At 45.1% G+C, this 25,567-nt stretch carries 22 protein-coding genes; 9 read left to right on the forward strand and 13 right to left on the reverse strand.

Going from position 1 to position 25,567, the window contains the following annotated elements:
- The first annotated feature begins 126 nt into the window (after positions 1 to 126).
- Positions 127 to 1,347: a nicotinate phosphoribosyltransferase gene (pncB, locus tag BWX39_RS01380; RefSeq protein WP_028905575.1), complete on the forward strand. Its 1,221-nt coding sequence runs from the start codon at positions 127 to 129 to the stop codon at positions 1,345 to 1,347.
- A gap of 123 nt (positions 1,348 to 1,470) precedes the next feature.
- Here the strand turns inward: pncB and BWX39_RS01385 are convergent, their stop codons facing one another.
- The 5 genes from BWX39_RS01385 to polA form a co-directional block, all read right to left on the reverse strand.
- Positions 1,471 to 2,028 carry an RNA methyltransferase gene (locus BWX39_RS01385; protein ID WP_028905576.1) on the reverse strand — a complete coding sequence of 186 codons (558 nt, stop codon included), beginning with the start codon at positions 2,026 to 2,028 and terminating at the stop codon, positions 1,471 to 1,473.
- Positions 2,025 to 2,447: a SufE family protein gene (locus tag BWX39_RS01390; RefSeq protein WP_028905577.1), complete on the reverse strand. Its 423-nt coding sequence runs from the start codon at positions 2,445 to 2,447 to the stop codon at positions 2,025 to 2,027. The genes BWX39_RS01385 and BWX39_RS01390 overlap by 4 nt, the downstream gene beginning before the upstream one ends.
- Positions 2,448 to 2,467: 20 nt before the next feature.
- Entirely contained in the window at positions 2,468 to 2,932 is a 465-nt protein-coding gene (locus BWX39_RS01395) for a DoxX family membrane protein (protein WP_028905578.1), read from the reverse strand.
- A 26-nt stretch (positions 2,933 to 2,958) separates the two neighbouring features.
- Positions 2,959 to 4,206 (reverse strand): peptidase U32 family protein, encoded by a 1,248-nt coding sequence (locus tag BWX39_RS01400; RefSeq protein ID WP_028905579.1) that lies wholly within the window; start codon positions 4,204 to 4,206, stop codon positions 2,959 to 2,961.
- A 360-nt stretch (positions 4,207 to 4,566) separates the two neighbouring features.
- Positions 4,567 to 7,329, reverse strand: a complete 2,763-nt coding sequence (gene polA, locus BWX39_RS01405) for a DNA polymerase I (RefSeq protein ID WP_028905580.1) — start codon at positions 7,327 to 7,329, stop codon at positions 4,567 to 4,569.
- 89 nt (positions 7,330 to 7,418) lie between these two features.
- Between polA and BWX39_RS01410 the strand changes: the two genes are divergently transcribed.
- The gene (locus BWX39_RS01410; RefSeq protein ID WP_028905581.1) at positions 7,419 to 8,396 is read left to right on the forward strand and encodes a polyprenyl synthetase family protein; all 978 of its coding nucleotides are present in this window, start codon (positions 7,419 to 7,421) and stop codon (positions 8,394 to 8,396) included.
- 570 nt (positions 8,397 to 8,966) lie between these two features.
- Here BWX39_RS01410 and deoC read toward each other — a convergent pair.
- From deoC to mnmG, 6 genes are all read right to left on the reverse strand, one after another.
- The gene (gene deoC / locus BWX39_RS01420; protein WP_028905582.1) at positions 8,967 to 9,878 is read right to left on the reverse strand and encodes a deoxyribose-phosphate aldolase; all 912 of its coding nucleotides are present in this window, start codon (positions 9,876 to 9,878) and stop codon (positions 8,967 to 8,969) included.
- 44 nt (positions 9,879 to 9,922) lie between these two features.
- Positions 9,923 to 10,294: a nucleotide pyrophosphohydrolase gene (locus tag BWX39_RS01425; RefSeq protein ID WP_036860554.1), complete on the reverse strand. Its 372-nt coding sequence runs from the start codon at positions 10,292 to 10,294 to the stop codon at positions 9,923 to 9,925.
- 4 nt (positions 10,295 to 10,298) lie between these two features.
- A complete protein-coding gene (dtd, locus tag BWX39_RS01430) occupies positions 10,299 to 10,751 on the reverse strand; it encodes a D-aminoacyl-tRNA deacylase (RefSeq protein ID WP_028905583.1) in 453 nt (150 codons plus the stop codon).
- Between the two features lie 30 nt (positions 10,752 to 10,781).
- Positions 10,782 to 12,617, reverse strand: coding sequence for an excinuclease ABC subunit UvrC (gene uvrC, locus BWX39_RS01435; RefSeq protein ID WP_028905584.1), 1,836 nt, complete (start codon positions 12,615 to 12,617; stop codon positions 10,782 to 10,784).
- Positions 12,618 to 12,953: 336 nt separating this feature from the next.
- On the reverse strand, positions 12,954 to 13,484 hold the full coding sequence (locus BWX39_RS01440; RefSeq protein WP_028905585.1) for an adenine phosphoribosyltransferase: 531 nt from the start codon (positions 13,482 to 13,484) through the stop codon (positions 12,954 to 12,956).
- A gap of 58 nt (positions 13,485 to 13,542) precedes the next feature.
- Positions 13,543 to 15,414: a tRNA uridine-5-carboxymethylaminomethyl(34) synthesis enzyme MnmG gene (gene mnmG, locus BWX39_RS01445; protein WP_028905586.1), complete on the reverse strand. Its 1,872-nt coding sequence runs from the start codon at positions 15,412 to 15,414 to the stop codon at positions 13,543 to 13,545.
- A gap of 720 nt (positions 15,415 to 16,134) precedes the next feature.
- Here mnmG and BWX39_RS01455 point away from each other — a divergent pair.
- The 3 genes from BWX39_RS01455 to dprA are packed head-to-tail and all read left to right on the forward strand — an operon-like array spanning position 16,135 to position 19,021.
- Positions 16,135 to 17,445, forward strand: coding sequence for a DUF2851 family protein (locus BWX39_RS01455; protein WP_028905587.1), 1,311 nt, complete (start codon positions 16,135 to 16,137; stop codon positions 17,443 to 17,445).
- Complete coding sequence (locus BWX39_RS01460) at positions 17,442 to 17,861, forward strand: acyl-CoA thioesterase (RefSeq protein WP_014709129.1); 420 nt, start codon at positions 17,442 to 17,444, stop codon at positions 17,859 to 17,861. Before BWX39_RS01455 ends, BWX39_RS01460 begins: the two co-directional genes overlap by 4 nt.
- Before the next feature lie 29 nt (positions 17,862 to 17,890).
- Entirely contained in the window at positions 17,891 to 19,021 is a 1,131-nt protein-coding gene (gene dprA, locus BWX39_RS01465) for a DNA-processing protein DprA (RefSeq protein WP_028905588.1), read from the forward strand.
- Positions 19,022 to 19,063: 42 nt separating this feature from the next.
- Here dprA and BWX39_RS01470 read toward each other — a convergent pair whose 3' ends face one another.
- Positions 19,064 to 20,008 (reverse strand): tetratricopeptide repeat protein, encoded by a 945-nt coding sequence (locus BWX39_RS01470; protein ID WP_028905589.1) that lies wholly within the window; start codon positions 20,006 to 20,008, stop codon positions 19,064 to 19,066.
- Positions 20,009 to 20,139: 131 nt separating this feature from the next.
- Between BWX39_RS01470 and yfcE the strand changes: the two genes are divergently transcribed.
- Entirely contained in the window at positions 20,140 to 20,679 is a 540-nt protein-coding gene (gene yfcE, locus BWX39_RS01475) for a phosphodiesterase (protein ID WP_028905590.1), read from the forward strand.
- A gap of 102 nt (positions 20,680 to 20,781) precedes the next feature.
- Here yfcE and BWX39_RS01480 read toward each other — a convergent pair whose 3' ends face one another.
- Positions 20,782 to 21,936: a TlpA disulfide reductase family protein gene (locus BWX39_RS01480; protein ID WP_014709133.1), complete on the reverse strand. Its 1,155-nt coding sequence runs from the start codon at positions 21,934 to 21,936 to the stop codon at positions 20,782 to 20,784.
- Positions 21,937 to 22,305: 369 nt separating this feature from the next.
- Here BWX39_RS01480 and BWX39_RS01485 point away from each other — a divergent pair, with 369 nt between their 5' ends.
- From BWX39_RS01485 to BWX39_RS01495, 3 genes are all read left to right on the forward strand, one after another.
- Entirely contained in the window at positions 22,306 to 23,073 is a 768-nt protein-coding gene (locus tag BWX39_RS01485) for a M15 family metallopeptidase (RefSeq protein WP_028905591.1), read from the forward strand.
- A 27-nt stretch (positions 23,074 to 23,100) separates the two neighbouring features.
- Positions 23,101 to 24,330 carry a THUMP-like domain-containing protein gene (locus BWX39_RS01490; protein WP_028905592.1) on the forward strand — a complete coding sequence of 410 codons (1,230 nt, stop codon included), beginning with the start codon at positions 23,101 to 23,103 and terminating at the stop codon, positions 24,328 to 24,330.
- A gap of 70 nt (positions 24,331 to 24,400) precedes the next feature.
- Positions 24,401 to 25,546: a hypothetical protein gene (locus tag BWX39_RS01495; RefSeq protein WP_028905593.1), complete on the forward strand. Its 1,146-nt coding sequence runs from the start codon at positions 24,401 to 24,403 to the stop codon at positions 25,544 to 25,546.
- Positions 25,547 to 25,567 lie beyond the last annotated feature (21 nt).

Below are 25,567 nucleotides of genomic sequence, written 5' to 3' on the forward strand. Positions count from 1 at the left end.
TTCTTTATCATTAATATTAGGTGCAAATGTACAAAATAAATAGGAGTTAGCCTACTTATCCATTAAGTTTTATTATCTTTGCATTATATAAAGCCTTGACAACAAGGTAGAGAATTAAGAATATATATGCGACAAATAATTCAACATTTCACCGATAACGACGCTTATACGTTTAGTTGTCAGTACTACATATTGCAAACCTATCCTCGCGCTGAGGTGGAATATACATTCTTCGACCGCAATGAAACTGTCTATCCAATGGGATTTGCCGAGCTGCTGAACGAGCAGTTGGGATATATGCCCAACGTGATTATCACGGAAGAAGAGATTGCTTTCATGAAGAAACGTATGTATTATCTGCCCGAATGGTACTTTACCTTCCTTCGAGGTTATCGCTTCAACCCTCACGAACTTACGGTTACACAAGACGAGGAAGGGCATTTGGACGTAAAAGTGCGTGGTAAATGGTACTCTACCATTATGTGGGAGATGCCCATTTTAAGCATTGTTTCGGAGTTGATGCACAATCTTCAGGGGCATATAACCGCCTATAACCCTAAGCGAGAGTATGAACGTTGTGTAGAAAAGACGCGTAAAATTCTTTCAAATGGGTTGATTTTAGGCGATATGGGTACGCGTCGCCGTATGTCGTTCGACCACCAGAATATGGTCATTCGTACGATGAAGGAGGTCTATGAGCAAGGCGGATACACCGACGACAGCGGCTTTCACCCTTGGACGGGGCGTTTTACAGGAACGAGCAATGTTTATCTTGCGATGCGATACGACCTTATTGCCATTGGAACAATGAGCCATCAGATTATCGAATTTGAAGAATGTGTGAGCGGAATATTTGAATGTAACTTCAACGTAATGCGCAAATTCAGCGACGTTTACGATGGCGACAACGGCATTTATCTCTACGATTGTTTTGGCGACAAGGTGTTCTTCAGCAACCTTTCTAAACGTATGGCGATGATGTTTAACGGTTTGCGTGTAGACAGCGGCGTAGAAGAAGAACAAGTAGAGAAGATTATTGCAAAGTATAAGTCGCTCGGAATCGACCCTGCCACCAAGCAAGTGGTGTTCAGCAACGGTCTTAACATCGACCGCGCCATAGAAATTCACAAGTATGTAGACAGCAGAATGAAAGACAGTTATGGTATGGGAACCTACCTTACCTGCAATGTTGAGAACGTGGAACCAATGAATATCGTCGTTAAACTCACCCGAATGCGCATTACGGAAAGTCGCGAATGGAACGACTGCGTGAAGCTATCGTGCGACAAAGGCAAAACTTTGGGTAACCCCGCTAAGTGTGCTTACTTGCAAATGATGATAGGGTAGGGAGGCGATTGTTTTATTTTCAAGTTGTCTGAACGCTATATTCAAGCTATCTGAACGCTACTTTCAAACTGCCTGAATGCTACTTTCAAGCTGTCTGCACGCCACTTCAGAGCTACTTAAAGCCTATAACAGCAGCGCACGGGCAAACTCCCAGACCACGATACCTGCTGTAACGCTTACGTTTAGAGAGTGTTTCGTGCCGAACTGTGGTATTTCAAGGCAGCCATCGCTTAGGTCTACAACCGATTGATGCACACCTTTTACTTCGTTTCCAAGTACTACGGCGTAGTGCTTTTGGGCAGATGTGTCGTTGTTGATGGGCGAAATATGCTCCGAAAGGTCTTGCAATGCGGTTGAACCCTCTACCTGTTCGACGCTGTAAACGAAGTAACCATTGTTTTTCAGCTGTGTTACGGCATCTTCGGCATTGCTGAAATACTGCCAATCAACCGAGTTTTCAGCCCCTAAAGCCGTCTTGTGTATCTCCGCATTGGGAGGTGTAGCCGTTATTCCGCAGAGGTAAATCGCCTCGATACGGAAAGCATCGCACGAACGAAACACGCTGCCAACGTTGTAAAGCGACCGTACATCGTCGAGCACGACAACGAGCGGGAGCTTCCGACTCTGCTTAAATTCCTCAAGCGAGAGGCGGTTCATTTCTATGGTACGTAGCTTTCTCACTTGCCTTTCATATTGAATGCCAACGCGTAAGCCTTTATCTTCTTCACCATCGACAGCAGTCCGTTGCTGCGTGTAGGCGACAGATGTTGATGCAAACCTATGCGTTCGATGAAATAAAGGTCAGCATCGAGTATTTCTTTTGGCGTATGTCCGCTTACAACCCTTATGAGCAGGGCAATGATACCTTTTGTAATAAGCGCGTCAGAATCGGCTGTAAACACCAGCTTACCGTCTTTAATATCGCATTGCAGCCACACGCGGCTTTGGCAACCGTCTATTAAATTCTGTTCGTTTTTATATTCTGCATCAAGCCCTTCAAGGTCGTTGCCGAGGTCGATAAGCATTTGGTACTTATCCATCCATTCGGTAAACTCGGCAAATTCTTCTATTATTTCGTCTTGTATTTCGTTGATTGTCATCTTCCTATTCTGTTTCTTGTTTATCTAATCATCTGAATACGACGGCCTTTATGGCGTCGGTTGCCAATCAGGTTGTCCACTTCCCATATACCATTTCCGCAGGCGAGTATGCCGAAAGCTGCTGCCGAGGCGGTGAAAGCCGAATAGTTCAGCGGTGCTTTAATGCCTACAGACGTTGCCATTGCGATGGCAAAGACAAGTATCATCAGTCCTGAAAGCGATGCAGTCCACTTTAATTTCAGTCCGACAAGCAGGCAGAGGGGGAGCAGAACCTCAAGTATGGTAGCTGTCCATGCCAATACGGGAACGGCATCGGCAGGAATATAGGGTATCAGCGATTGTGTATAGGCAACGAATTTATCCATGTCGCCCCACATACAGAGTTCCTTTGCCCATATTCCGAAGCGGTCGGCTACCGACGAAAGCATTGAGGCGGCTACGGTAAGACGTAGGAACAGTTTGGCAATTTGTCGTAGTTCTATCATTGTTTATCGTTTTTTTGTTTGCGTTTTTACTCTATATTAGTCTTCAGAAGCTTGTAAACCTTATCGTTCGGGCGCACCTTGTCGGGCACCGGGACAGACACTCGCCAGCCCTTTTCAGCCTTTTCAACAGGCTTTAGGTCGTAGCGTATTTCGCTTGCGTCGAACTTCAGTATGCCCGTTGTGGGTCCTGTGATGAGCATTTTCTGTTCTTTCTCTATCTCAGAAGCCTCCACCGCAATTTCAGCTACGCCGAGTTTAGAGAAGTATTTCATAACTTTGCCCACCAAAACTTTCTTTTCCGTAGCCTTGTTGCCGTAGTTCTTTGTCCATTCGCCTAAGCGTTGGCCTTGGTAGTAGCCGTCCCAGAAACCACGGTTGAACACGGTTGAAAGGCGTTCGTCCCACTTGTCTTTCTTCTCTTCGGTGTAAGTGCCGTCGAGTACGCTCTGTATGGCTTCCTTGTAGCACGTTACAACCTCGTAGACATATTCGGGACCGCGTGCCCGTCCTTCTATCTTGAAGACCCTTACACCCGCCTTCATCATCTTGTCGATGAAGCGAATGGTTTTCAGGTCTTTCGGACTCATTATGTATTTATTGTCGATTTCGAGCTGATTACCTGTTTCGTTGTCGGTAACGGTGTACGAACGGCGGCAAATCTGTGTGCATTGTCCACGGTTGGCAGAGCGGTTCGAGTCGTGCAGACTCATATAGCATTTACCCGAAATAGCCATACAGAAAGCACCGTGGCAGAACATTTCTATGCGAACCAATTCGCCACGAGGGCCACGAATGTCCTGTTCCTCAATCTGTCGGTATATTTCTGCCACCTGTTCCATATTCAGTTCGCGTGCCAACACTGCCACATCGGCAAACTGCGCATAGAATTTCAACGCCTCGATGTTCGATATATTGAGTTGTGTAGACAGGTGTACTTCCATACCCACTTGGCGACAATACACCATGACGGCTACGTCGCTGACGATGACGGCAGTGATATTGGCAACCTTTGCCGCATCAATAATCTCGCGCATTGCGTTGATGTCTTCGCCATAAATAACGGTATTCACCGTAAGATAGGTCTTAATGCCTCGTTCGTTGCACGTTTCTGCAATCTCTTTCAAGTCTTCTATGGTGAAGTGATTAGCAGAATGCGACCTCATATTAAGCTGCCCAATACCGAAGTATATAGAGCCTGCTCCTGCCTGAATGGCTGCTGCGAGACTTTCGCGTGAGCCAACAGGTGCCATTATTTCATATTCTTGTATATCCATACTTATCTTTTACGCAGGCAAAGTTACTACAAAATAATGAGAATGATTACGATTTGCGAGTCAAACCCATAAAATTCGTTCGTTGGAGAAGGATTTTCAACTAGTACTTCTAGTATTCCTAAGATTTCTAGAAATATTTAAATGAATATATGTAAAATCGCTTTAATTTTGTAAAAATAATTCCAAAGAAAAACGGTAATTTCGATTTGGTATTGCGAAAGCGTAGGTTTTGCGTTGCAAAAGAGCCGCTTTTACCGTGCAAAACCTACGCTTTTACATTGCAAAACAATAGGTTTTGCAATGCGCTGATAGCAAGATAGTTACGTAATAGATGCGCTTGCGAAAAATATTTACACTGTTTTAGTGCGCTTCGAGCCAATTTTCCCCCCAACCAGCATCGGCTATCAGGGGTACGTTGAGCGGATAGGCATTCTGCATTTCCTCTATCACGATGCGCTCCACTCGTTCTTTTTCGTCGGGAAATACCGAGAAGTTGAGTTCGTCGTGTACCTGTAAAATCATTTTCGAGCGTATGTTTTCGCGTTTGAAACGTTGCCAGATGCGCACCATAGCCACTTTTATGATGTCGGCTTCCGAACCTTGTATAGGGGCGTTGATGGCATTTCGCTCGGCTTCCTCTCTTACAGTTGCGTTTCGGCTGTTGATGTCGGCAAGGTAACGACGACGGTGGAAGATGGTTTCGGCGTAACCCTTTTGCCGTGCTTCCTCTTTCGCACGCTCCATATAAGCCTTTACCTTCGGGAATGTGTTGAAGTAGCCGTCTATCAGCTCTTTTGCTTCGCTTCTTGAAATGCCTATTCGCTGTGCCAAACCGTGAGTAGTAATGCCGTAGATGATGCCAAAATTGGCTTGTTTGGCTTTCTTTCGCTGTGTGTCGGTTACGTTTTCCATATCTTCGTGCCATATTTTGGCAGCCGTAGCACGGTGAATGTCGAACCCTTTGCGGAAGGCTTCCATCATGTTTTCGTCTTCCGAGAGATGCGCCATGATACGAAGTTCTATCTGACTGTAGTCGGCAGAGAAGAACTCGCAGCCGGGTTCGGGTATGAAACACTTGCGAATTTCCTTGCCATCGTCTGTTCTGACGGGTATATTCTGCAAGTTTGGGTTGCTCGACGACAGTCTGCCCGTTGCCGTAAGTGCCTGATTGAACGACGTGTGTATATGTCCTGTTTCGGGTTTGATAAGTTTTGGCAAGGCGTCAATATAGGTGCTGAGCAGCTTTTTAATGCCTCTGTATTCCAGTATCTTATGTACGATGGGGTGTTTGTTCTCCAAACTCACCAGTACTTCTTCGCTTGTAGCATACTGTCCTGTCTTTGTCTTCTTCGGTTTCTCCATTATCTGCAGCTTTCCGAACAGCATTTCGCCCACCTGCTTGGGACTTGAGATGTTGAAACTCTCGCCTGCGAGTTCGTATATCTCCTGTTCGTATTGGTTCATGCGTTCGGTAAAGATGCGCGAAGTTTCTTCTAAGGCAGCCGTATCTAAGCGTACGCCGTGCAGTTCCATATCGGCGAGCACGGGCACGAGCGGCATTTCTATGTTCCAGAACAAGTCTTCGGCTTCCACTTCCTTCAGTTTCAGTTCGAGCACGTTCTTCAGCTGCAGCGTAATGTCGGCATCTTCGCAAGCGTACTCGTAGATTTCGCTCGGTTGCAGGTCGCGCATGCTTTTCTGATGCTTCCCTTTGGCACCGATAAGGCTTTCTATTGGAATGGTTTTATAGTTCAAAAGCGTTTCCGCCATGTAGTCCATGTTGTGCCGAAGCTCGGGTTGGATAAGGTAGTGTGCAATCATCGTGTCGAACAACTTGCCCCTTAACGTTACGCCATATTTGTGCAGAACTTCGTAATCGTATTTAATGTTCTGCCCAATCTTCAGAATTTTCTCGTCTTCGTATAGCGGTTTGAATATATTTACTATCTTTAAGGCTTCTTTACGATTAGCAGGAACGGCTACATAAAATGCCTCTTTTTCGGCTACCGAGAAGCTTAAACCCACCAATTCTGCATCGATGGCGTCCGCCGACGTAGTTTCTGTGTCTAAACAGAGAAACTCTTTTGTAAAGAAATAATCACAAACATTCCGTGCTTCTTCCTCATTCTCAATTAGTTTGTAATTGTGTGGCACTGCTGAAAGGCTGCAGGAAGGGGCTTTTTTTGCGTCGCCTGCATCTTCGGGCGCATTTTCTGCAAATAAATTGAGCTGCAAATTATCGCTTTTTTGCGCTTTTTGACCGCCTTTAACAAACTTGTTAAGAAGTGTTTTGAACTCTAATTCGGTGAAGATTTCGCGTAGTTTGTCTTCATCGGGTTGTTTTATCTTCAGTTCGTCCCATTCCATATTGAACGGAACATCGGTACGAATGGTTGCCAAGAACTTCGACATCTTGATGTCATCGACGGCAGCTTCCACCTTCTCTCTTAACTTTCCTTTTATCTGGTCGGTATGTTCGAGCATATTGTCGATAGACCCAAACTGGTTGATAAGCTTTGCAGCGGTCTTTTCGCCCACACCCGGACAACCTGGAAAGTTATCGGCAGAGTCGCCCATAAGTGCCAAGAGGTCGATTACTTGGGCTGGGGTAGGGATACCGTATCTGTCTTCTACCTCGTTCATACCTACCACATCGTAGCCTCCGCCGTGCCTTGGACGATACATATAGACGTTCTCTCGGATAAGCTGACCATAGTCTTTGTCGGGCGTAAGCATAAAGGTGGTAATGCCCTTGCTGCCTGCCAGCGTTGCTACCGTACCGATAATGTCGTCCGCCTCGAAGCCATCGACTTGCAAAATAGGTATGCGCATAGCTTCGAGAATTTGCTTTATGTAGGGAACAGACAGCTTTATGTCTTCTGGTGTTTCCTCTCTTTGTGCCTTATACTCGGGGAATGCCTCGTGTCGGAAGGTGAGTCCGTGGTCGAAAGCCACGGCAATGTGTGTGGGATTTTCCTTTGTCAGCACTTCGTTCAGCGTGTTACAGAAACCCATAATAGCCGATGTATTCACTCCTTTTGAGTTGATACGCGGATTTCTGATGAGGGCATAATACGACCGATAGATAAGTGCGTAAGCGTCGATGAGAAACAGTTTGTCCATTGTAAAAATATTATTTAAGGGTAAAATTACTAAAAAAATGCCATAATTACCGATATTATTCATTATTTTTGTATCAAAATAATTTTTGAATGGATTATCTGTCGATTATAAAAGAACCGATAAGTCAGGAATTAGACGACTTTATCTCACTGTTTAACAAAGCGTTAATGCACGAAGAAGGGCTGCTTTCGAGTGCGTTGGAGCATATACGGAACAGGGGAGGAAAGCGTATGCGCCCGATGCTGATGTTGCTGATGGCAAAGAATTTCGGCGAAGTTACGTTCGTGGCGCAGCACGCTGCCGTTGGATTGGAGCTGCTGCACACTGCCAGTCTGGTGCACGACGACGTGGTGGACGAAAGCGGAGAGCGCAGAGGACAGGCATCGGTGAATGCCACTTATAATAACAAGGTGGCAGTGTTGGTGGGCGACTACATTCTTTCGACGGCACTGCTGAATGTGGCTTATACACAGTCGGAAGACATTGTGCGCGACCTTGCAGAGTTGGGGCGCACGCTTTCTAACGGCGAAATATTGCAGCTGACCAACATTTCTAATCAGGAAATATCGGAAGAGGTATATTATCAGGTAATAAACCAGAAGACAGCGGCTTTGTTTGAGGCGTGTGCGGTGATTGGCGCAAAGGCGGGCAAAGCATCGGAAAGCGATGTTGAGGCTGCAAGACTGTTCGGACAACGCATCGGAATTATCTTCCAGATACGCGACGACATATTCGATTACTACGATTCGACCGAGATAGGAAAGCCTACGGGCAACGATATGTTGGAAGGAAAGCTGACGCTTCCTGTTATTTATGCGTTGAAATCTACAGGCAACAAGAAAATGATGGCGTTGGCAATGAAGGTGAAAGAGGGCACGGTAAATGCCGATGAAATCGCCCAATTGGTAGCTTTTGCAAAGGAAAGCGGCGGTATAGAATACGCTGAAAAGAAGATGTTAGAGTTCCACAACGAGGCTTTACAGTTTATTTCAAACTGCGTGCACGACGAAGCGATAGCCAATGCGCTGAAGGCGTACTTGGATTTTGTGATTCAACGGAAGAACTAAAACAAATTGCAATGATAGTAAAACGTCTGCGGGATAGCTTGTTTAAGGGCTGTCCCGCAGATGTTTTTTACGGGCAACCAATCTGATAGGGCAGTAAGAATTATCCGTTTAATGTGGCAGTTGAATACACGAATGCAACTACGCATACGGGAATGCCAATAGTGGTATTTTACTTTGGTTTTGTAAAGATAATTCGTAGGAAAAACGGTAATTTCGATTTTGCATTGCGAAAGCGTAGGTTTTGCAATGTAAAAGAGCCGCTTTTACCGTGCAAAACCTACGCTTTTACAATGTAAAACAATAGGTTTTGGAAAGTGTTGATAATAAGGTAGTTAAGTAATAGATATTCTTGTGAAAAATATTTACATACATTTTGCTGTTTTTCTGCTTATATGATAGGCAACATTGCTGCATTTTGAGCTTTGTCAAACCTCAACAAGAACAACTGCAATGTTATCGTTTCTTCTGCTGAATTGGTATATAGGGCAATGTTGTTTTATTGAATCTATGAAATAAAAAATCCCGATTTCAACGCTGAAATCGGGATTTTTGTATTGTTTGAACGGAGGTTTAGAAGAACTTAATCTCTTTGCCTTCAATATCGCTGAGCAGCAGGTTGGTCAGACGACTGGTGCCAAGGCGGAACCAATAGTTTGTGAGCCACTTCTCGCCGAGAATTTCTTTGTAGATGGTATAGAAGATGATAGCGTCCATAACGGTATTAATGCCGCCTGCAGGCTTCAAACCTACCTGAATGCCCGTCTTGTCGTAGAACTCCTTAATCGCCGTACACATTACGTAAACAGCCTCTGGAGTTGCGCTAATCTTCTCTTTGCCAGTGCTTGTCTTGATGTAGTCGGTACCTGCAAACATAGAGAGCAGGGCGGCAATCTTGATGTTGCGGACGTTGTTGAGGTCGCCTGTTTCGAGGATAACCTTCATAGGTATGTCGCCGCAAGTCTGCTTCAGTTCGCTGACTTGGTCGCAAACATCTTCATAATCGCCCGAAAGGAACTTGCCCACAGGCAATACGATGTCAATTTGTGTAGCACCGTCCTTGATGGCAAGTGCGGTTTCGATGGTCTTGACTTCGAGGAATGTTTGTGAAGATGGGAAGTTTCCCGTTACGTTTGTAATGTCTACGCCGTCTACTTCCAAGCTGTCGGCAATGAGTTTTGTGAAGCACGGATAAGCACAAACGGCTCCAACGTGTGGGAGGGTAGGGTATTCCTGTGCAAATTTGTTCACTTTTTCGACCATTGCGAGCACTTCTTCCTCTGTGTCGGTAGTCTTGAGAGTGGTTAATTCGACACTTCCGAGAAGGAATTTCTTAACGTCTAAGGTGTCGTTCTCAGGTACTTTCTCTTCAATAATCTTTTTTACTGCTGCCTTTACTTCCTCGTCTGTAATGTCAAGGTTGTATTGTTTCAGCATTTCATCATACTTACTGTTGGTTTGGATTTTACCTTCGTTGTTTTGCATAATGTCTTATAGTTTGTTTATTATAATACTTCGTCTTTGTTTTGCTATTGTAATTCTTCGGTATTTGTAGGTGTTTCCGCTTGCGTTAGCTTTTTGTTTTGCTTGTGTCTGTCCTTGTCGCGGGTTGTTTTCTTGTCGAAACTCTTTTGCAGTTCCGCTGTAAGGTCTACGCCCGTTTGGTTTGCCAAGCACATCAGAACCCACAGAATATCTGCCATTTCTTCGCCAATATTGTGCTTTTCGCCTTCCTTGAAGCTTTGGTCGCCGTAGGTACGAGCCATTACACGTGCCAATTCGCCCACTTCTTCGGTAAGACAAGCCATATTGGTAAGCTCACTGAAGTAGCGCACACCATACTCGTGAATCCATTTGTCGATGAGCTTTTGCGCCTCTCTGATGCTTAATTCGTGGTGCATTTTGCTATTCTTTGTTCTTTGTGTCCATACATATTGTAACAGGACCGTCGTTCAGCAATTCTACTTTCATATCAGCACCGAACTCCCCTTCGCCCACAGGCTTGCCCATAACGAGGCTCAACTCCTTGCAGAAACGTTTGTAAAGCGGAATGGAAATCTCGTGTTTGGCAGCGTGAATGTAGCTTGGACGGTTTCCTTTCTTGCAACTTGCCATAAGCGTAAACTGCGAAACGACAAGGGCTTCGCCGCCTATTTCCATAACGCTCTTGTTCATTACGCCCTGCTCATCGTCGAAGATTCTCAGGCTTGCAACCTTGTTTACAAGCCATTTAATGTCGTCTTCTCCGTCGTTTTCGCCTATGCCAAGAAGGATAAGTAAGCCTTTTTGTATCGCTGACTTTACATTGCCATCAATTGTTACCGATGCGTGCTTTACACGCTGAATTACAACTCTCATACCGCAAAATTACTTATTTTATTTTGATTATTAGGGGTTTAAGTGGAAATAATTGTATAACAGCGTTGCTCTCGTGCTGCCAATAATCTCTGTAAGTTCTTGAATGTCAGCCTCTTTAATCTTTTTTACGGTCTTAAAGTGCTGCAACAGCTGTTCTTTACTTTTGCTTCCGATTCCCTTTATATCGTCTAACTCGCTGTGTAGCTGATGTTTCGAGCGTTTGTCCCTGTGGAACGATATGGCGAAACGGTGCACCTCGTCTTGTATTTGTGTGAGAACTTTGAAGAGTTCGGAGTTCGTTGGAATGCCGATTGTCTGTGGTGGAAATCCGTAAAGCAGTTCGTTGGTTCTGTGGCGGTTGTCTTTTGCCAATCCTGCAATGGGAATAGCGAGTTGCAATTCGTCTTCAACAACGGCTCTAACTACCTCCATTTGTCCTTTTCCGCCATCGGTTATGATGAGGTCGGGTAGGGGTGTTTCGCTTTCTATCATACGTTTGTAGCGTCGTCGCACTACTTCTTGCATAGACGCATAGTCGTCTGGACCTACAACAGTCTTGATATTGTATTTCCGATAGTCCTTTTTCGAAGGCTTCATACCTTTATATACCACGCAGGCGGCTACTGCATCGGTGCCTGAAATGTTCGAGTTGTCGAAGCATTCTATTTGGTACGGTAGCTTTGGTAGCTTTAAACGGTCTTGCAATTCCTTCATTAAGCGTGTTTGACGCTGTTCTGGATTGAGCTTCTCTGCCTGCTTTAGGCGGTCGAACTTATGCTGTTTTGCGTTCATTTCCGACAGTTCGAGCAAGTGTTTCTTATCGCCTCGCTGTGGAATGAAGAAGGTTGCGTCTTTTATATGAAAGTCTAATTCAAAGGGAACGATAATCTCTTTTGCAGTGCTTTTAAAGCGTTCGCGAATCTCCGGAATAGCTTCGTTGAGCAGTTCGGCATCTGTTTCCTCTAATTTACGCTTGTATTCAAAGGTGAAACTCTGATTGATGGCACCGTTTGTAACGTGCAGATAGTTGATGAAAGCGTTCTTCTTGCTGTCGTCGTTTACAATAGAAAAGACGTCTACGTCGGCTATTGTGTAGCTTACTATCTCGCTCTTGGCTGCAAAATTCTCCAAGGCAATGTAGCGTTGCTTGTACACTTCCGCTTCCTCAAAGCGCAATTCTGCAGCACATTCCTCCATTTTGGCTTTCATTAAGCGTTGCACCTCGCGTGTATTACCTTTCAGAATTTGACGTGCCTGCGCCATATTTTGCTGGTAATCTTCGTACAATTGCTTGCCAATACAAGGCGCACCGCAGTTTCCAAGATGATATTCCAAGCAAGGTTTATACTTCTTTTGCTCTATTCCTTCTTTTGTTATGGGGAACCGACACGTACGCGGCTTATAGAGTTTCTTTACTATTTCGAGTATGGCATACATGCTGCTGATGTGGCTGTAAGGCCCATAGAAACTGCCATACCGCTTGTTTATCGTGCGAGTGTTGAAGATTCGCGGGAAGTACTCGTTTGTTATACAAATGCTGGGGTAGGTTTTGCCGTCCTTTAGCAGCACATTGTAGCGCGGTTGATATTGTTTTATAAGCTGATTTTCTATCAATAGCGCATCTTCCTCGCTATTTACAACCGTGTAAGTTATATCATGGATTTTAGAAACCAACACTTTCGTCTTGAAGCGGTCGGTTTCTTTGTGGAAGTAAGACGACACTCGATTCTTCAAGTTCTTAGCTTTGCCCACGTAAATAATGGTGTGCTCCTTGTCATAGTATTGATATGTGCCAGGCTTGTTGGGCAAATTCGATACTATGTTCTTAAGATAAGCCAATCGTTTCTGATTTTCTTCTTTTGTCATTCGTCTAACTTCTTTATATTAAAGTGTTTTATATGTATCTTGTTTCACGTGAAACAAAGATGCTATTTTGCACTCCTTTGCTCTCTTAAATTTTGTTTTAAGCGGATTGCTCAATTACTTTTAGACAGCGAGAACCGAAAGACGGCAGTGCTGTGTCTTTCGGTTCGCTTGTATTTTATGTCTCTTGCAAAGGTTAGGAATCTCTATTCTACAAAGCAAAAGCACTTATTTTGCGAGATAGAAACAACTATGCTGCAAGATTGCAAGGTTTGTTTTGCTGGATAGAGTAGGGCTTCTATGAAAGGGAACGAAGCACCGTTCTACTCTCAACGTTGCTTAGAATTGTAGCAAAGAGGAAATTTCTATATCCTCGTCGAATGTATTACGGCAATCGGGGAACTCTTCTTTAAGCTCTATAATAAAGTTGCAATAAACCTTCTTGGGCTTGAACTTCTTTACAAGATTGCACGCAGCGCGCATCGTTCCGCCCGTAGCAAGCAAGTCGTCGTGCAACAGAATGACATCGTTTTCGCTGATTGCGTCTTTGTGAATCTCTATTGTATCAATGCCATATTCCTTCGCATAGTTCTCTTGTACGGTTTCGCAAGGCAGTTTTCCGGGCTTACGGCAAAGCACGATGCCTGCTCCAAGACGCAAGGCGAGTGCAGACGACATCACGAAGCCACGACTTTCGATTCCTACAATCTTCGTAATTCCTTTGTCTTTGTATAGTTCATACATTTCGTCCGTTATCTCTTTAAGAGCTTCGGGCGACTTAAATAAGGTGGTAACATCGCGAAAGTTTACGCCTTTGATAGGCCAATCGGGTATGCACCTTAGGTTGTCGAGTAGTATTTTACTATTCATATTCAATTAGTTATGTATTTGTTTTCTTGTCAATTGTTACACGTGAAACATTTAATAATTATCTTCCCATAAGCACTAAAAGTACATTTATGTCGCTTGGACTTACGCCAGGGATTCGGCTTGCCTGCGCAAGCGTTTCGGGTTGTATGCGCTCTAACTTTTGGCGGCACTCTGTTGAGAGATCGTGTATTGCGCTGTAATCAAAGTGTCCTTTTATCTTGATGTCTTCAAGGCGGCGCATTTTCTCGGCAAAAGTGCGTTCACGTTCGATGTAACCTTTATATTTTATTTTTATTTCGGCTGCTTCTGTAATCTCTTCCTTTCTATTTGGCGATGATTCCAATATTTCTTTAAGGTGGGGTAGGTGGTCTGCTAAACCATACAAGCTGACACCTGGGCGTGCTATAAGTTCGGAAATCTTAACCGAACCTTGTATCGCAGAGCTGCCAATACTATCCAGGAAACCATTAATTTCGTTCGATTTAATCGCTGTTTTATTGCAATAGTCGATAATGCGCTCTATGTTGGCTTTCTTATGCAGCCACCAATCATAGCGGTCGCGCTTTGCCAAGCCTATTTCGTAGGCTCTTTCGGACAGTCGCGCATCGGCATCGTCTTGACGAAGCAGTATTCTGTATTCGGCTCTTGATGTGAACATACGGTACGGTTCGTCCACTCCTTTCATCGTTAAATCGTCGATGAGTACGCCAATATAGCTCTCGTCGCGTTTCATAATGAAAGGTTTGCTGCCTGCACATTGCAGTGCAGCATTCACTCCTGCTACCAAACCTTGTCCGCCTGCTTCTTCGTAGCCTGTTGTTCCGTTTACCTGACCAGCCAAGAAAAGTCCTTCAATAATCTTCGATTCCAACGATGGTTTCAGTTGTGTGGGGTCGAAGTAATCGTATTCGATAGCGTAGCCTGGCCGATACATCTTTGCATCGCGCAAAGCGGGTATCTTTCGCAATGCCTCTAATTGAATTTCCCACGGCATAGACGAAGAAAAACCATTCAGATACATTTCGTTTGTGTCCACACCTTCGGGCTCAAGGAAGAGCGGGTGCGTGTTTTTATCGGGGAAAGTTACAAGTTTGGTTTCGATAGACGGACAGTATCGTGGTCCTGTGCTTTGTATTTGTCCGTTGAAAAGGGGCGAATCTGGTACCCCTTTCCGTAGGATTTCGTGTGCCTCCTCGTTGGTATTGCATGTCCAACAAGGCAGCTGTGGGAGCATTCTGTGTTGTCCGAAGTATGAAAACTGATGATAATCGTTTTCTCCCGGCTGTGCTTCCATCTCGTCGAAGTGCACCGAACGTTTGTCGATGCGCACAGGTGTTCCCGTCTTCATTCTGTCTTTCCGCACTCCCCAGCGCGTTATGCTTTCGGCAAAGTTGTGCACGGCAGGTTCGGCACAGCGTCCGCCTTCCACCTGTCGCTTGCCAATATGCATCAGTCCGTTGAGGAATGTGCCTGCCGTAACGATTACCGTGCGTGCGAAAAGTTCTACTCCCCATATCGTGCGCACACCTATGGCACGCCCATTTTCCACGATTAGCTCGTCGGCTTGGTCTTGGAATATATCGAGATTGTCGGTATGGTCGAGTATTCTCTTCCATTCCGTTATGAATTTCTCTCTGTCGCACTGTGCTCTTGGGCTCCAGACAGCAGGTCCTTTTGAGCGGTTGAGCATACGAAACTGTATGGCTGTGGCGTCGGTAACAATGCCCATCTGTCCGCCTAATGCGTCGATTTCTCTCACAATCTGCCCTTTTGCTATGCCTCCCACTGCAGGGTTGCAACTCATTTGGGCAATTTTGTTCATATCCATTGTTACCAAACACACCTTTGCGCCTATGTTGGCAGCTGCCGTGGCTGCTTCGCAACCAGCGTGCCCACCGCCAATGACCAGCACATCGTATTTGAAAGTAATGCTCATTCCGCTTTTATTTTTCGGCAAAAGTAAGAATTTTTATTGAATTATGCAGCACAATTCCGACATATTGCTATTGCAAACTTGTTTCCTTTTATAATTTTGGACATTGTGTTCTCTTCGATATGCTTTTTCAGCTGTTGTTGGTTGTGTTGCCGAAGAATATGTTTTTAATAGTTAAAATAATAAAACAAACGCCTTCGAATTGTTAAATTCGGAACCGTGAAACACGCCAATACTTGCGTTTTTTCGCACAACAAGAAAGTTGATTGCAAATAAGGGCACTTTTTGCGTGCAATATTTATCGTTCTGTCAGTCAGCCGTTAAGATGCTGTTGTGGGTATATGTGTGAAATGAAAACGGCTTTTAGTTATGGATTATAGGGTATAAAAAATGATAAAAGGAATAAAATGGTAGGTGAAGGTGCATTTTTGGCAATTCAAAAATGGCTCTTTTGCAACGCAAAACAATGGGTTTTATAACACGCTGGATATTAAGCAGTTACACAACAGATACGCTTGTGAAAAATATTTACAACTATATTGTCTTCTTTTCGCCTATTCCATAAGGTTTACAAGAGCGCACAACGTCCCCCTTTTTCAATAAAGGAAAACAGATGAAAAGCGATTGCCGTTTCCCTTTTATAGCGGAAAAGCGATGAAAGTTCTTCTTTTTTCAGACTATTTTTTGTATTTTTGTCCTCGTAAAGCATTACCGACTATGGAAAAACTTATCCACTATGTTTGGAAACACAAACTATTTCCGCTTGCACAACTCGCTACTATCGACGGGCAATCGGTAGAAGTGATAGACGTCGGATTGCCCAACAGCAATGCAGGACCCGACTTCTTTAATGCCAAAGTGAAGATAGACGGCACATTGTGGGTGGGCAATGTGGAGATACACGATAAGGCTTCCGATTGGTTTACACACAGGCACGACACCGACGCACACTACAACAACGTCGTTTTACACGTTGTAGAACAAGCAGACACTACGGTACGGAAACAAAACGGCGATGTTCCGCCACAGCTTGTACTACCCGTTCCGCAAACTGTAAAGCTGAACTACAAGGAGCTGCTCAGTGCCGATGCTTATCCGCCCTGCTATAAGATTGTTCCTGAACTATCGAAACTGATGGTTCATTCGTGGCTGAACGCATTGCAAACCGAGCGGTTGGAACAGCGCACAACTGCCATCTCAGAGCGTCTGAAGGCTTGTAACGGCAACTGGGAAGCCACTTACTTCGTGTCGTTGGCACGCAACTTCGGCTTCGGAATAAACGGCGATGCCTTCGAACAATGGGCTAAGTCGATTCCGTTTCACGCCGTAGACCATCATCGCGACGACTTGTTTCAAGTAGAAGCGATATTTATGGGACAGGCAGGGCTGCTTCAAGCCGATGCCCTACCTAAGCAACACCACGAAAAAGCAATTGCCGATGCATACTTCCAACGGTTGCAAAGCGAGTACAAATACTTGGCACACAAGTTCTTGCTCACACCGATAGACGCTCAACAGTGGCGGTTTCTAAGGTTGCGACCGCAGAATTTTCCGTACATTCGCATTGCACAGCTTGCACAACTCTATTACAACCGACGGTCGGGATTGGCAGAACTGATAGATTGCACCACTATAAAAGAAGTTACAGAACTGCTGCAAACACAGGTAACACCCTATTGGGAAACGCATTATACCTTCGGCGGCAACGACAGCAAGCAGGCGAAGAAGAACCTGTTGAAAGCGTCAATAGAACTCATTATCATCAATACCGTCGTGCCCATCTTGTTTGCTTACGGCAGATACAAGATGTCTGAAAAGCTCTGCGATCGCGCTTTCGCATTCTTGGAAGCCCTGAAAGCCGAGAACAACCATATTGTAAGAATGTGGGAAGAGGTGGGTCTGAAAGTGGAAACAGCCGGCGATTCGCAGGCTTTGATACAACTGAAAAAAGATTATTGCGACCGTAAGGAGTGTTTACGGTGCAGAATAGGATATGAATACTTAAAACAAAAGAAACAAGAACAATGAAAAAAAACACTAATTACATCTACGAAACCCGAATGGAAGTGCGCGACTACGAATGCGATATACAAGGTATTGTGAACAACGCGCACTATCTGCACTACACGGAACATACACGCCACCGCTTTATTCAGTCGCTTGGCATCAGCTTTTCAAAGCTGCACGAAAAGGGCATAGACCCTGTTGTGGCTCGTATGAGCTTGGAATACAAGACACCATTGGCTTGCGACGATGAGTTTATATCACGATTGGCGATGAAGAAAGAAGGCATTCGCTACATATTCACACAAGACCTTTACCGTGCAAGCGACGAACGTTTGTGCTTCCACGCCGATGTAACGCTCGTTATACTGACCAACGGAAAGCTCGGCGAAAGCAAGGAATACGACGAGGCTTTCGCACCTTTCCTGAAGCAAGAATAAAATAACAGGAGCAAAAACAAACAGAAACGATGAAGCAAGAACACCTCTATGCCATTGCATTGACACGCACAACAGGGTTCAATCAGCCTGCTTTGCTCGAACTGTACCAAAAGGCTGGGTCGGCAACAGCAGTCTATGAGCATCGGAACAACATACGCGACATATTGCCCGATGCCTCGCAACACCTTGTGGAAGGACTGAAGAAGCTAAACGACATACTGCCTTTTGCCGAACGTGAATTGCAGTACGATGAGCAACACGGCATAGAAGTGCTTTGCTTCAACGACGATAATTATCCGCAACGTATGCGCGAATGTGCCGACGCACCGTTGGTTTTATACAAGCGTGGTACCGCCAACCTGAACAAACAGCGCACACTGAGCATCGTAGGGACACGCAATTGCACGCCATACGGACGCGATTTGATTCGTGTTTTCATACGTGAGCTGAAGTCAATCTGTCCCGATGTGCTCGTATTCAGTGGCTTGGCGTATGGCGTAGACATCTGTGCACACCGCGAAAGTCTTGCAAATGGATTGGATACGGTGGGCGTTGTGGCGCATGGATTAGGCACTATCTACCCACGAATGCACACCGAAACAGCAAAGGAAATGAGCCAAAAAGGGGGCGGAGTTATTACCGAATACACCACGAATACGCAACCTGTGCCCAAAAACTTCGTGCAACGCAACCGCATAGTTGCAGGTTGTGCGGACGCAACATTGCTTATTGAATCGGCAAACAAGGGCGGAGGACTTATTACGTGCAGCATTGCGCGCAGCTATAGCAGAGATGTGTTTGCCTTCCCTGGTGCTATCGGTGCGGAATACAGCGAAGGTTGTAACAATTTAATTCGTGATAACGGCGCAAGTCTTGTTACTTCGGCTTACGATTTCGTAAAGGCAATGAACTGGGACAACGACATAAAGCTCGAAAAAGCACAACAACGAGGAATCGAACGTTCGCTGTTTCCCGACCTTACCGACGACGAAAAGGCGATTGTAAATGCACTGCAAAAGCAAAACGACCTACAAATCAATATGCTTTCGGTACAGGCAAACCTACCTATTGCCCGCCTTATGGCTTTGCTTTTCGAGTTGGAAATGAAGGGAATAGTGAAGACAATGGCTGGCGGTTGCTACCATTTATTAGACTGTTAAAGTCGATTTCACGGGGTTGAATGCTCCATAACGCACTTCAAGCTAAGGCATTCCAACCGTCTGCACATACTTTTCTACCACCGCAGCCTGCTCCCGATAAAAGGCTTTCTGTTCCACTTCGCTCGCAGCAACCACCTCTTCCAAGCTGGCAGAGAGGTTCTGCATTTCCCACGTAATTGAATATTTGGCTGCTTTGCGTGCAGCAATACACTTCTCCAATTCGTATTTTGCATACGGTTTATGATTGTTGAACAGCAGATTAGCGAGCGTAAAGCGCAACCGTTGTCGGAATTTCTCTTCTCGCTGCGTGGCAATGGCACGCGTCAGTAAGGCTATTTTAAGCTGTTTGTCGGTTATCAACTCTGCCAATTTCTGATAAAGGTACGACTGATGGTGGTTTCTCAGCAAATGCCGATATATGTTTATCGCCTTGTCGCGCTTCCCCATAATGGTGTAAATCGTTGCTTTATAGCGTTGATTGTTCGGATTGTAAGGACTATGCTTCAACGATTCGGCAAGAATGGGGGCGGCTTTCAGTGCCATTTCCACCGTAGGGTTTCCCTCAACTTCCTTGAACACTTTGCCAACAATACGCATTCCCAACGACTGAACGGGGTGTCCGTTGCTCTGTGTCATCAACCAATCGTCGTCGGTCAGCTTCTCTATGCCCCATTTGGATATGAAATCGAGAATAGAAAAAGTTGTACTATGGTCGAAAACAAACATGGCAGCGCGCAGCATCGTTGCCTGTCCGCGCAAACTACTGTCGTCCATAGTCGGATAAAGCCTCAACAAGCTTTGAAATATCTTATATGCTTCTTCCAATCGGCGTTGCTGATAGCGCAGCCGCATAACGTCTACACCTACCCAAAACATCGCCATCGTGGTGTAATGCCCCTTGTGTGCCGCATACATAGGGCGGATAGCGTTGTACGCTTCTTCTATCTTGCCTTGCTTTCTCAGTTCAAATACGTCCTTCACTTCCATAGTATCGCTCCTTTCCCTCTGATGTTTACATATCACAAAGATAACAAAAAATATTTACGATACACAATTCAGAGCATAAAAAACTGAAATTATGAATTAAAGATAGTACCTTTGTCGGCAAAAATAATGGTATGAAATATTTATTGGTATCAGATATTCACGGTTGCCGTCCTGCCTTGGAAAAGGTGTTGAAGTTCTACGACGAGCAGCGTTGCGACATGCTTTGCATATTGGGCGATATATTGAACTACGGTCCACGCAACTCTATTCCCGAAGGACTCGACCCCAAAGGCATTGTAGAACTGCTGAATGCACGCGCCAAAGACATTGTGGCAATTCGTGGAAACTGCGACGGCGAAGTAGACCAAATGCTGCTCAACTTCCCTATTCTTGGCGATTACCTGCTGTTGGTAGACGAAGGCAAGAAGCTGTTTCTTACACACGGACACGTATATAACAAGGAGAAGATGCCACAAGGGCAGTTCGATGCCGTGGTGTATGGGCATACACACCTGTGGGAAATTACACCACAAGCGGGCACAATCGTCTGCAACACTGGCTCCATTACCTTTCCGAAGGGAGGCAATGTGGCAACATTTATGACCTATGAGGGGGGTACTTTCACCGTCTACGATATGGAAGGAGCGGTGCTGAAGCAATATACGCTGTAACGAAAGTCCCCACCCTTCCATCATTACGAATACGAAACGAGCCGCTGTTCCTGCACTATGTGGGAACAGCGGCTCGCCGTTTATAACGTATTGAAGACCGTTTTACAACAGTGCTTCTATCTCTTTAGGCAGATTTTTTATCTGTGCAGGGTTCTTCACGACAATGTTGTTGCGGTCGATAAGATAGATAATCGGCGTTGCAGTGGCTGCACTGGTGTAGGCTTCGCTAATGCCTGTGTTGTCGTAAACGTTAATCCAAGGCAGACTCGCAACGCTTTCTTTCCAGAAATGCACGTTTTCATCGAGAGAAACCATATAGATTTCCAATCCTCTTGCGTGATATGCGTCGTACAGTTCGCGCATCTGCATAATGTATTCAGGCGACTCTGGGAGCGAGAAAGCGTGGAAGTTAAGCAACACTACCTGTCCTTTCAAATCGGTCAGATGGTGCATCTTTCCTCTGTTATCGCGCAAAGGCAAGTCGATTACGCCCGTTTCTTCGGCTCTAATCTCCACTTGTTGCTTATTGGCAGACGCAATACGGTCGTCGCGCATACCCTTAATTGTAATATTGTGCAAGTTCTGTCCACGTTCCGAATGAGGATAGAAAGTGTCCCAACTCGTTGCTACCGCACCGAAAACCTTATTGTCTTTGGCGTCCTTGGCAGGGTTGAAGATGAGGCGTGCCGCATTGTTTACGACAATGAACTGAAAGAGTGCAAAGTAGCTGTACGCCTTCATCGGTTCCTTGTAAATGTAGTTGAGGGCTACATCTTCCTTGTAAGTTTGCACAAGCACCTCTACAATCGAGTCGGCAACTTCGGGTTGATGGTTGTACAGTGCCTGACATTGGGTTTGCAAGTTGATTTGCTTCAACGCCAGTTCCTTTATTTTCTCGTTCTCATACGACCCATTGACATCGTATTCGGTTGCCATTTGCGGATACTTTGCCGTTACCTTGACCGTTTCGGTAGAGTCGATGGCAATGTTTATAATCTGTTCGGCAATGCGCAAACGGTAAAACTCGGGGTTGTCAATCTTGTCGCCTGCAAACGAGAAAGCACCTTTCTCGTCGAGCTTCACCGAGTCTACGGTGGTAAAACCTGTCAGACCGTTGTGCTCAAAGTAAAGCACAGAGTCTTGGGCGTTACCGATTGTTCCCTCAACGTGAAACTTCTCGCCGACACAACTACTAATCAAAGCAGTCATTCCCACAAGGAAACCGCCTGCAACTATTGTTTTGATTATATTTTTCATTACGTAAAAATATGATTTATACGTGCAAAGGTAATTCTTTTAATGAAAAATACCAAAATGAATGTATGAAAATTGTCGTCCGTCAGCCCCACCGATTGTGTTTATCCGCATTGTCTTTATAAAACAAAAATAGCACATTGTCGAATTACTTACGTGTAAATAATTCTTTTTCAACGTGTAAGTAAATATTTCTTTACGTGTAAATAAATATTTTTCTACACGTAAATAATTTGGCAAACAAACAGTTTCGGTAGGCGCAACTCCCTTTCGGCAAGCAGAAAAGGTGTGGGCGATGCGCTATTTTCCGCACAATAAGTTCGCCATTGACAAGATAATGTTGTAACTTTGTGTAGAAATAAATGCACTACGATGAAGAAAGAATGGATATTTTTAGCATTTTGGCTGGTTGTTTCGAGCTTTGCAGTGTTGAATTTGCAAGATAGAAACGGCAAGAAACCTGTGCAAGCAGGCAGCAAGCAGTCGCAAAAGTCGGCAACAGCACAGTATATGGAAAAGCAAGGATTGGTGGATATAAAGAGCGTAGACCCCACTATAAAGGTGGCTTTGATGTATGCACGAACCGACAATTTCTGCCATAAACTGCTCTATACCAACCTGCGCGAAGCCTACGCACTACCACAATGTGCTGCAGCCTTGAAGAAAGCGCAAGCAGAACTGAAGCGACTTCGTCCCGATTTAAGCCTCATCATCTTCGATGCGACACGCCCAATGAGTGTGCAACAAACGATGTGGGACGCCGTAAAGCATACCAACCACAGCTTTTACGTGTCGAACCCTGCCAACGGAGGGGGTATGCACAACTACGGAATGGCAGTAGACATCAGTCTTTGCAAAGCATCGTGGAGCGAAAAGCAATGGTGCGACGGCGCAACACCTTGTCGGATAGATACCATTCCAATGGGTGTGAAGGTGGACCATTTGGGCTACGAGAGCCACATCGACAAGGAACAGCAGCTATTGGCAAAAGGAATACTTACGAAAGAAAGCCTTGAGAACCGACAGTTGCTGCGCCGTGTAATGAAATCGGCAGGCTTTCAGCCGTTAAGAACGGAGTGGTGGCACTTCAACCTATGCACACGTGCGTGGGCAAAAGCAAACTTAAAGGTAGTGAGATAACTTTTTCCACATCATTATACACAGCACTTGGAAACTTCAGAATTTATCCGACAGCACGCCAACGACGACGTTAAAACGCTCGCACTCTTAGGAAAACGCTTTCCGAAGGTGGATTTGCCCTACGCACTCGACCAAATAAGAGGGCGGCAATTGGCACGGACGAAGCTGCCTGCGTGGGCGAATACGGAGGGCATTGTCTATCCGCCGCATCTGAATATGGAACAATGTTCGAGCGAACAAACCGCTTTGTATAAACAGGAAATCGCCGTTCGCCTGCTGAAAGAACTTCCAGCGGAGAGCGAACCTACATTTGCAGACCTTACAGGGGGCTTCGGTGTGGACTTCTCGTATATGTCGAAACCTTTCAAGAAGGCACTCTATGTAGAACGAAACGAGCAACTTTGCAGCATTGCGACACAGAATTTCAAGTGCTTGGGATTGAATAACATCAGTACAAAAAACGGCGATTCCATCGAAGTTTTACATCAGTTAGACAGCGTTTCCGTTCTTTTCTTAGACCCTGCACGCCGCAACAGCAACGGCGGCAAGGTGGTTTCGATGGCTGATTGTGAACCTAACGTATTGGAATTGTGCGATGAAATGGTGAAAAAGAGCCATTTCGTGGTGCTGAAACTGTCGCCTATGTTAGACTGGCACAGTGCCGTTTCACAACTGAAATACGTTACGGAGGTGCACATCGTATCGGTTGGAAACGAGTGCAAAGAGCTTTTGTTGGTGCTTACCGACAGAAACAAGACGGCGAAGGGCTGTAAAAGCAATACGATTCAGATATTCTGCGTAAACGACAACGATGTTTTCAGCTACGAAGAAGGTATTTACAGTGAGGGTGAAAACATACTCCAACAACGCATTTTCGACCGAAACGCCAACCTTCCACCCTATCTTTACGAGCCGAACGCTTCGATAATGAAGGCGGGGTGCTTTGCTCAGCTAAGCGAAACATACGGTGTGGCAGCCTTAGGGCATAATTCCCACTTGTTTGTTTCGCCCGACTTCCTGCCCCATTTCCCTGGTAGAAAGTTCCAAATCGTAAATGTCTGTACGCTGAACAAGAAAGAATTGCGCCGTGCTTTGGCGGGTATGACGCAGGCGAACATCGCCGTGAGAAACTTTCCGATGCGGGTTGATGAACTGAAAAAGCGACTGAAACTGCGCGACGGAGGCGAACACTACATCTTTGCAACCACACGTGGCGACAAGGAACATATACTAATAATAAGCAAAAAAGAGGTGTAAATTTGGCAATATTGGTTAAAATGAGTACCTTTGTATGTTCAAAAGTAAAGTATGAAAGAAATATAACGATATGTCATCAATACAAATCAAGAAGGTAACGAACGGAGAAGACCTAAAATCTTTTATAGAATTTCATTACGACCTCTATGCTGGTAGCCCCTACGATGTGCCCAATCTTTACAAAGACGAATGGGACACGCTCTCTAAAGACAAGAATGCAGCTTTTGATTTCTGCGAAGCTGAATACTATTTGGCATTTAAAGACAACAAGATAGTAGGGCGTGTGGCAGCCATTATCAACCATAAAGCCAATCAGAAATGGGAACGGAAGGACGTTCGCTTTGGCTGGATAGACTTTATTGACGATATAGAAGTGTCTACGGAATTGCTCAATGCCGTGGCTGATTATGGCCGTGCAAAAGGTATGGAAACCATTGCGGGTCCGTTGGGATTTACCGATATGGACCCTGAAGGTATGCTTACAATGGGCTTCGACCAATTGGGTACTATGGCAACAAGCTACAACTACGACTATTATCCAAAGCATATGGAGGCAATGGGCGGTTGGGAAAAAGACGTAGACTATCTTGAATACAAGATAAACGTGCCCGATGCCATTCCCGAAAAGCTTGTAAAGCTCTCTGAAATGATTCAGAAGAGATACAATCTGCGCATCAAGAAACTCACTAAAAAAGATATATTTGAAGGCGGTTACGGCAAGAAGATTTTCAATCTCATCAATAGCACGTACAAAGACTTGTACGGTTTCTCTGAATTAACCGACCGTCAAATCGACCAATACATAGCACAGTATTTCCCATTTGCCAACTTGGAGTTTATCACCGTGATTGAAGACGGCAACAAAGACAATCAAATCGCAGGTATGGGCATTACTTTACCTTCGCTTAGCCGTGCTTTGCAGAAGTGCAAAAAGGGACGATTGTTTCCTTTCGGCTGGTGGCACATGTTGAAAGTAATTAAGTTTGCGAAGACAGAAGGCATAGACCTGCTGCTCTTGGGCTTTCTTCCTGAATACCGTGCAAAGGGTGCAAACGCACTGTTGTTTTACGATTTAATCCCACGTTATATCAAACACGGCTTTAAATGGGGCGAAAGTCAGGTGGAAATGGAAACCAATGGCGGTGTGCAAAGTCAATGGGACATGTTCGATACCGTGAATCACAAACGCCGTCGCTGCTTTAAAAAGAGTTTATAAAGAAGAAACAGAAATACCGTT

Origin of the sequence: Prevotella intermedia ATCC 25611 = DSM 20706 (assembly GCF_001953955.1) — a bacterium.
GTDB lineage: Bacteria > Bacteroidota > Bacteroidia > Bacteroidales > Bacteroidaceae > Prevotella > Prevotella intermedia.

What these genes read in the sequence shown, in the direction of transcription:
- BWX39_RS01390 (WP_028905577.1), bottom strand. Translation starts at nt 2,447, where the DNA reads ATGACAATCAACGAAATACAAGACGAAATAATAGAAGAATTTGCCGAG.
- polA (WP_028905580.1), bottom strand. Translation starts at nt 7,329, where the DNA reads ATGGACAAACTGTTTCTCATCGACGCTTACGCACTTATCTATCGGTCG.
- yfcE (WP_028905590.1), top strand. Translation starts at nt 20,140, where the DNA reads ATGAAATATTTATTGGTATCAGATATTCACGGTTGCCGTCCTGCCTTG.
- BWX39_RS01470 (WP_028905589.1), bottom strand. Translation starts at nt 20,008, where the DNA reads ATGGAAGTGAAGGACGTATTTGAACTGAGAAAGCAAGGCAAGATAGAA.
- BWX39_RS01455 (WP_028905587.1), top strand. Translation starts at nt 16,135, where the DNA reads ATGGAAAAACTTATCCACTATGTTTGGAAACACAAACTATTTCCGCTT.
- pncB (WP_028905575.1), top strand. Translation starts at nt 127, where the DNA reads ATGCGACAAATAATTCAACATTTCACCGATAACGACGCTTATACGTTT.
- BWX39_RS01395 (WP_028905578.1), bottom strand. Translation starts at nt 2,932, where the DNA reads ATGATAGAACTACGACAAATTGCCAAACTGTTCCTACGTCTTACCGTA.
- BWX39_RS01400 (WP_028905579.1), bottom strand. Translation starts at nt 4,206, where the DNA reads ATGGATATACAAGAATATGAAATAATGGCACCTGTTGGCTCACGCGAA.
- BWX39_RS01460 (WP_014709129.1), top strand. Translation starts at nt 17,442, where the DNA reads ATGAAAAAAAACACTAATTACATCTACGAAACCCGAATGGAAGTGCGC.
- uvrC (WP_028905584.1), bottom strand. Translation starts at nt 12,617, where the DNA reads ATGACAAAAGAAGAAAATCAGAAACGATTGGCTTATCTTAAGAACATA.
- BWX39_RS01495 (WP_028905593.1), top strand. Translation starts at nt 24,401, where the DNA reads ATGTCATCAATACAAATCAAGAAGGTAACGAACGGAGAAGACCTAAAA.
- BWX39_RS01480 (WP_014709133.1), bottom strand. Translation starts at nt 21,936, where the DNA reads ATGAAAAATATAATCAAAACAATAGTTGCAGGCGGTTTCCTTGTGGGA.
- BWX39_RS01425 (WP_036860554.1), bottom strand. Translation starts at nt 10,294, where the DNA reads ATGCACCACGAATTAAGCATCAGAGAGGCGCAAAAGCTCATCGACAAA.
- dprA (WP_028905588.1), top strand. Translation starts at nt 17,891, where the DNA reads ATGAAGCAAGAACACCTCTATGCCATTGCATTGACACGCACAACAGGG.
- BWX39_RS01410 (WP_028905581.1), top strand. Translation starts at nt 7,419, where the DNA reads ATGGATTATCTGTCGATTATAAAAGAACCGATAAGTCAGGAATTAGAC.
- BWX39_RS01440 (WP_028905585.1), bottom strand. Translation starts at nt 13,484, where the DNA reads ATGAATAGTAAAATACTACTCGACAACCTAAGGTGCATACCCGATTGG.
- deoC (WP_028905582.1), bottom strand. Translation starts at nt 9,878, where the DNA reads ATGCAAAACAACGAAGGTAAAATCCAAACCAACAGTAAGTATGATGAA.
- BWX39_RS01485 (WP_028905591.1), top strand. Translation starts at nt 22,306, where the DNA reads ATGAAGAAAGAATGGATATTTTTAGCATTTTGGCTGGTTGTTTCGAGC.
- dtd (WP_028905583.1), bottom strand. Translation starts at nt 10,751, where the DNA reads ATGAGAGTTGTAATTCAGCGTGTAAAGCACGCATCGGTAACAATTGAT.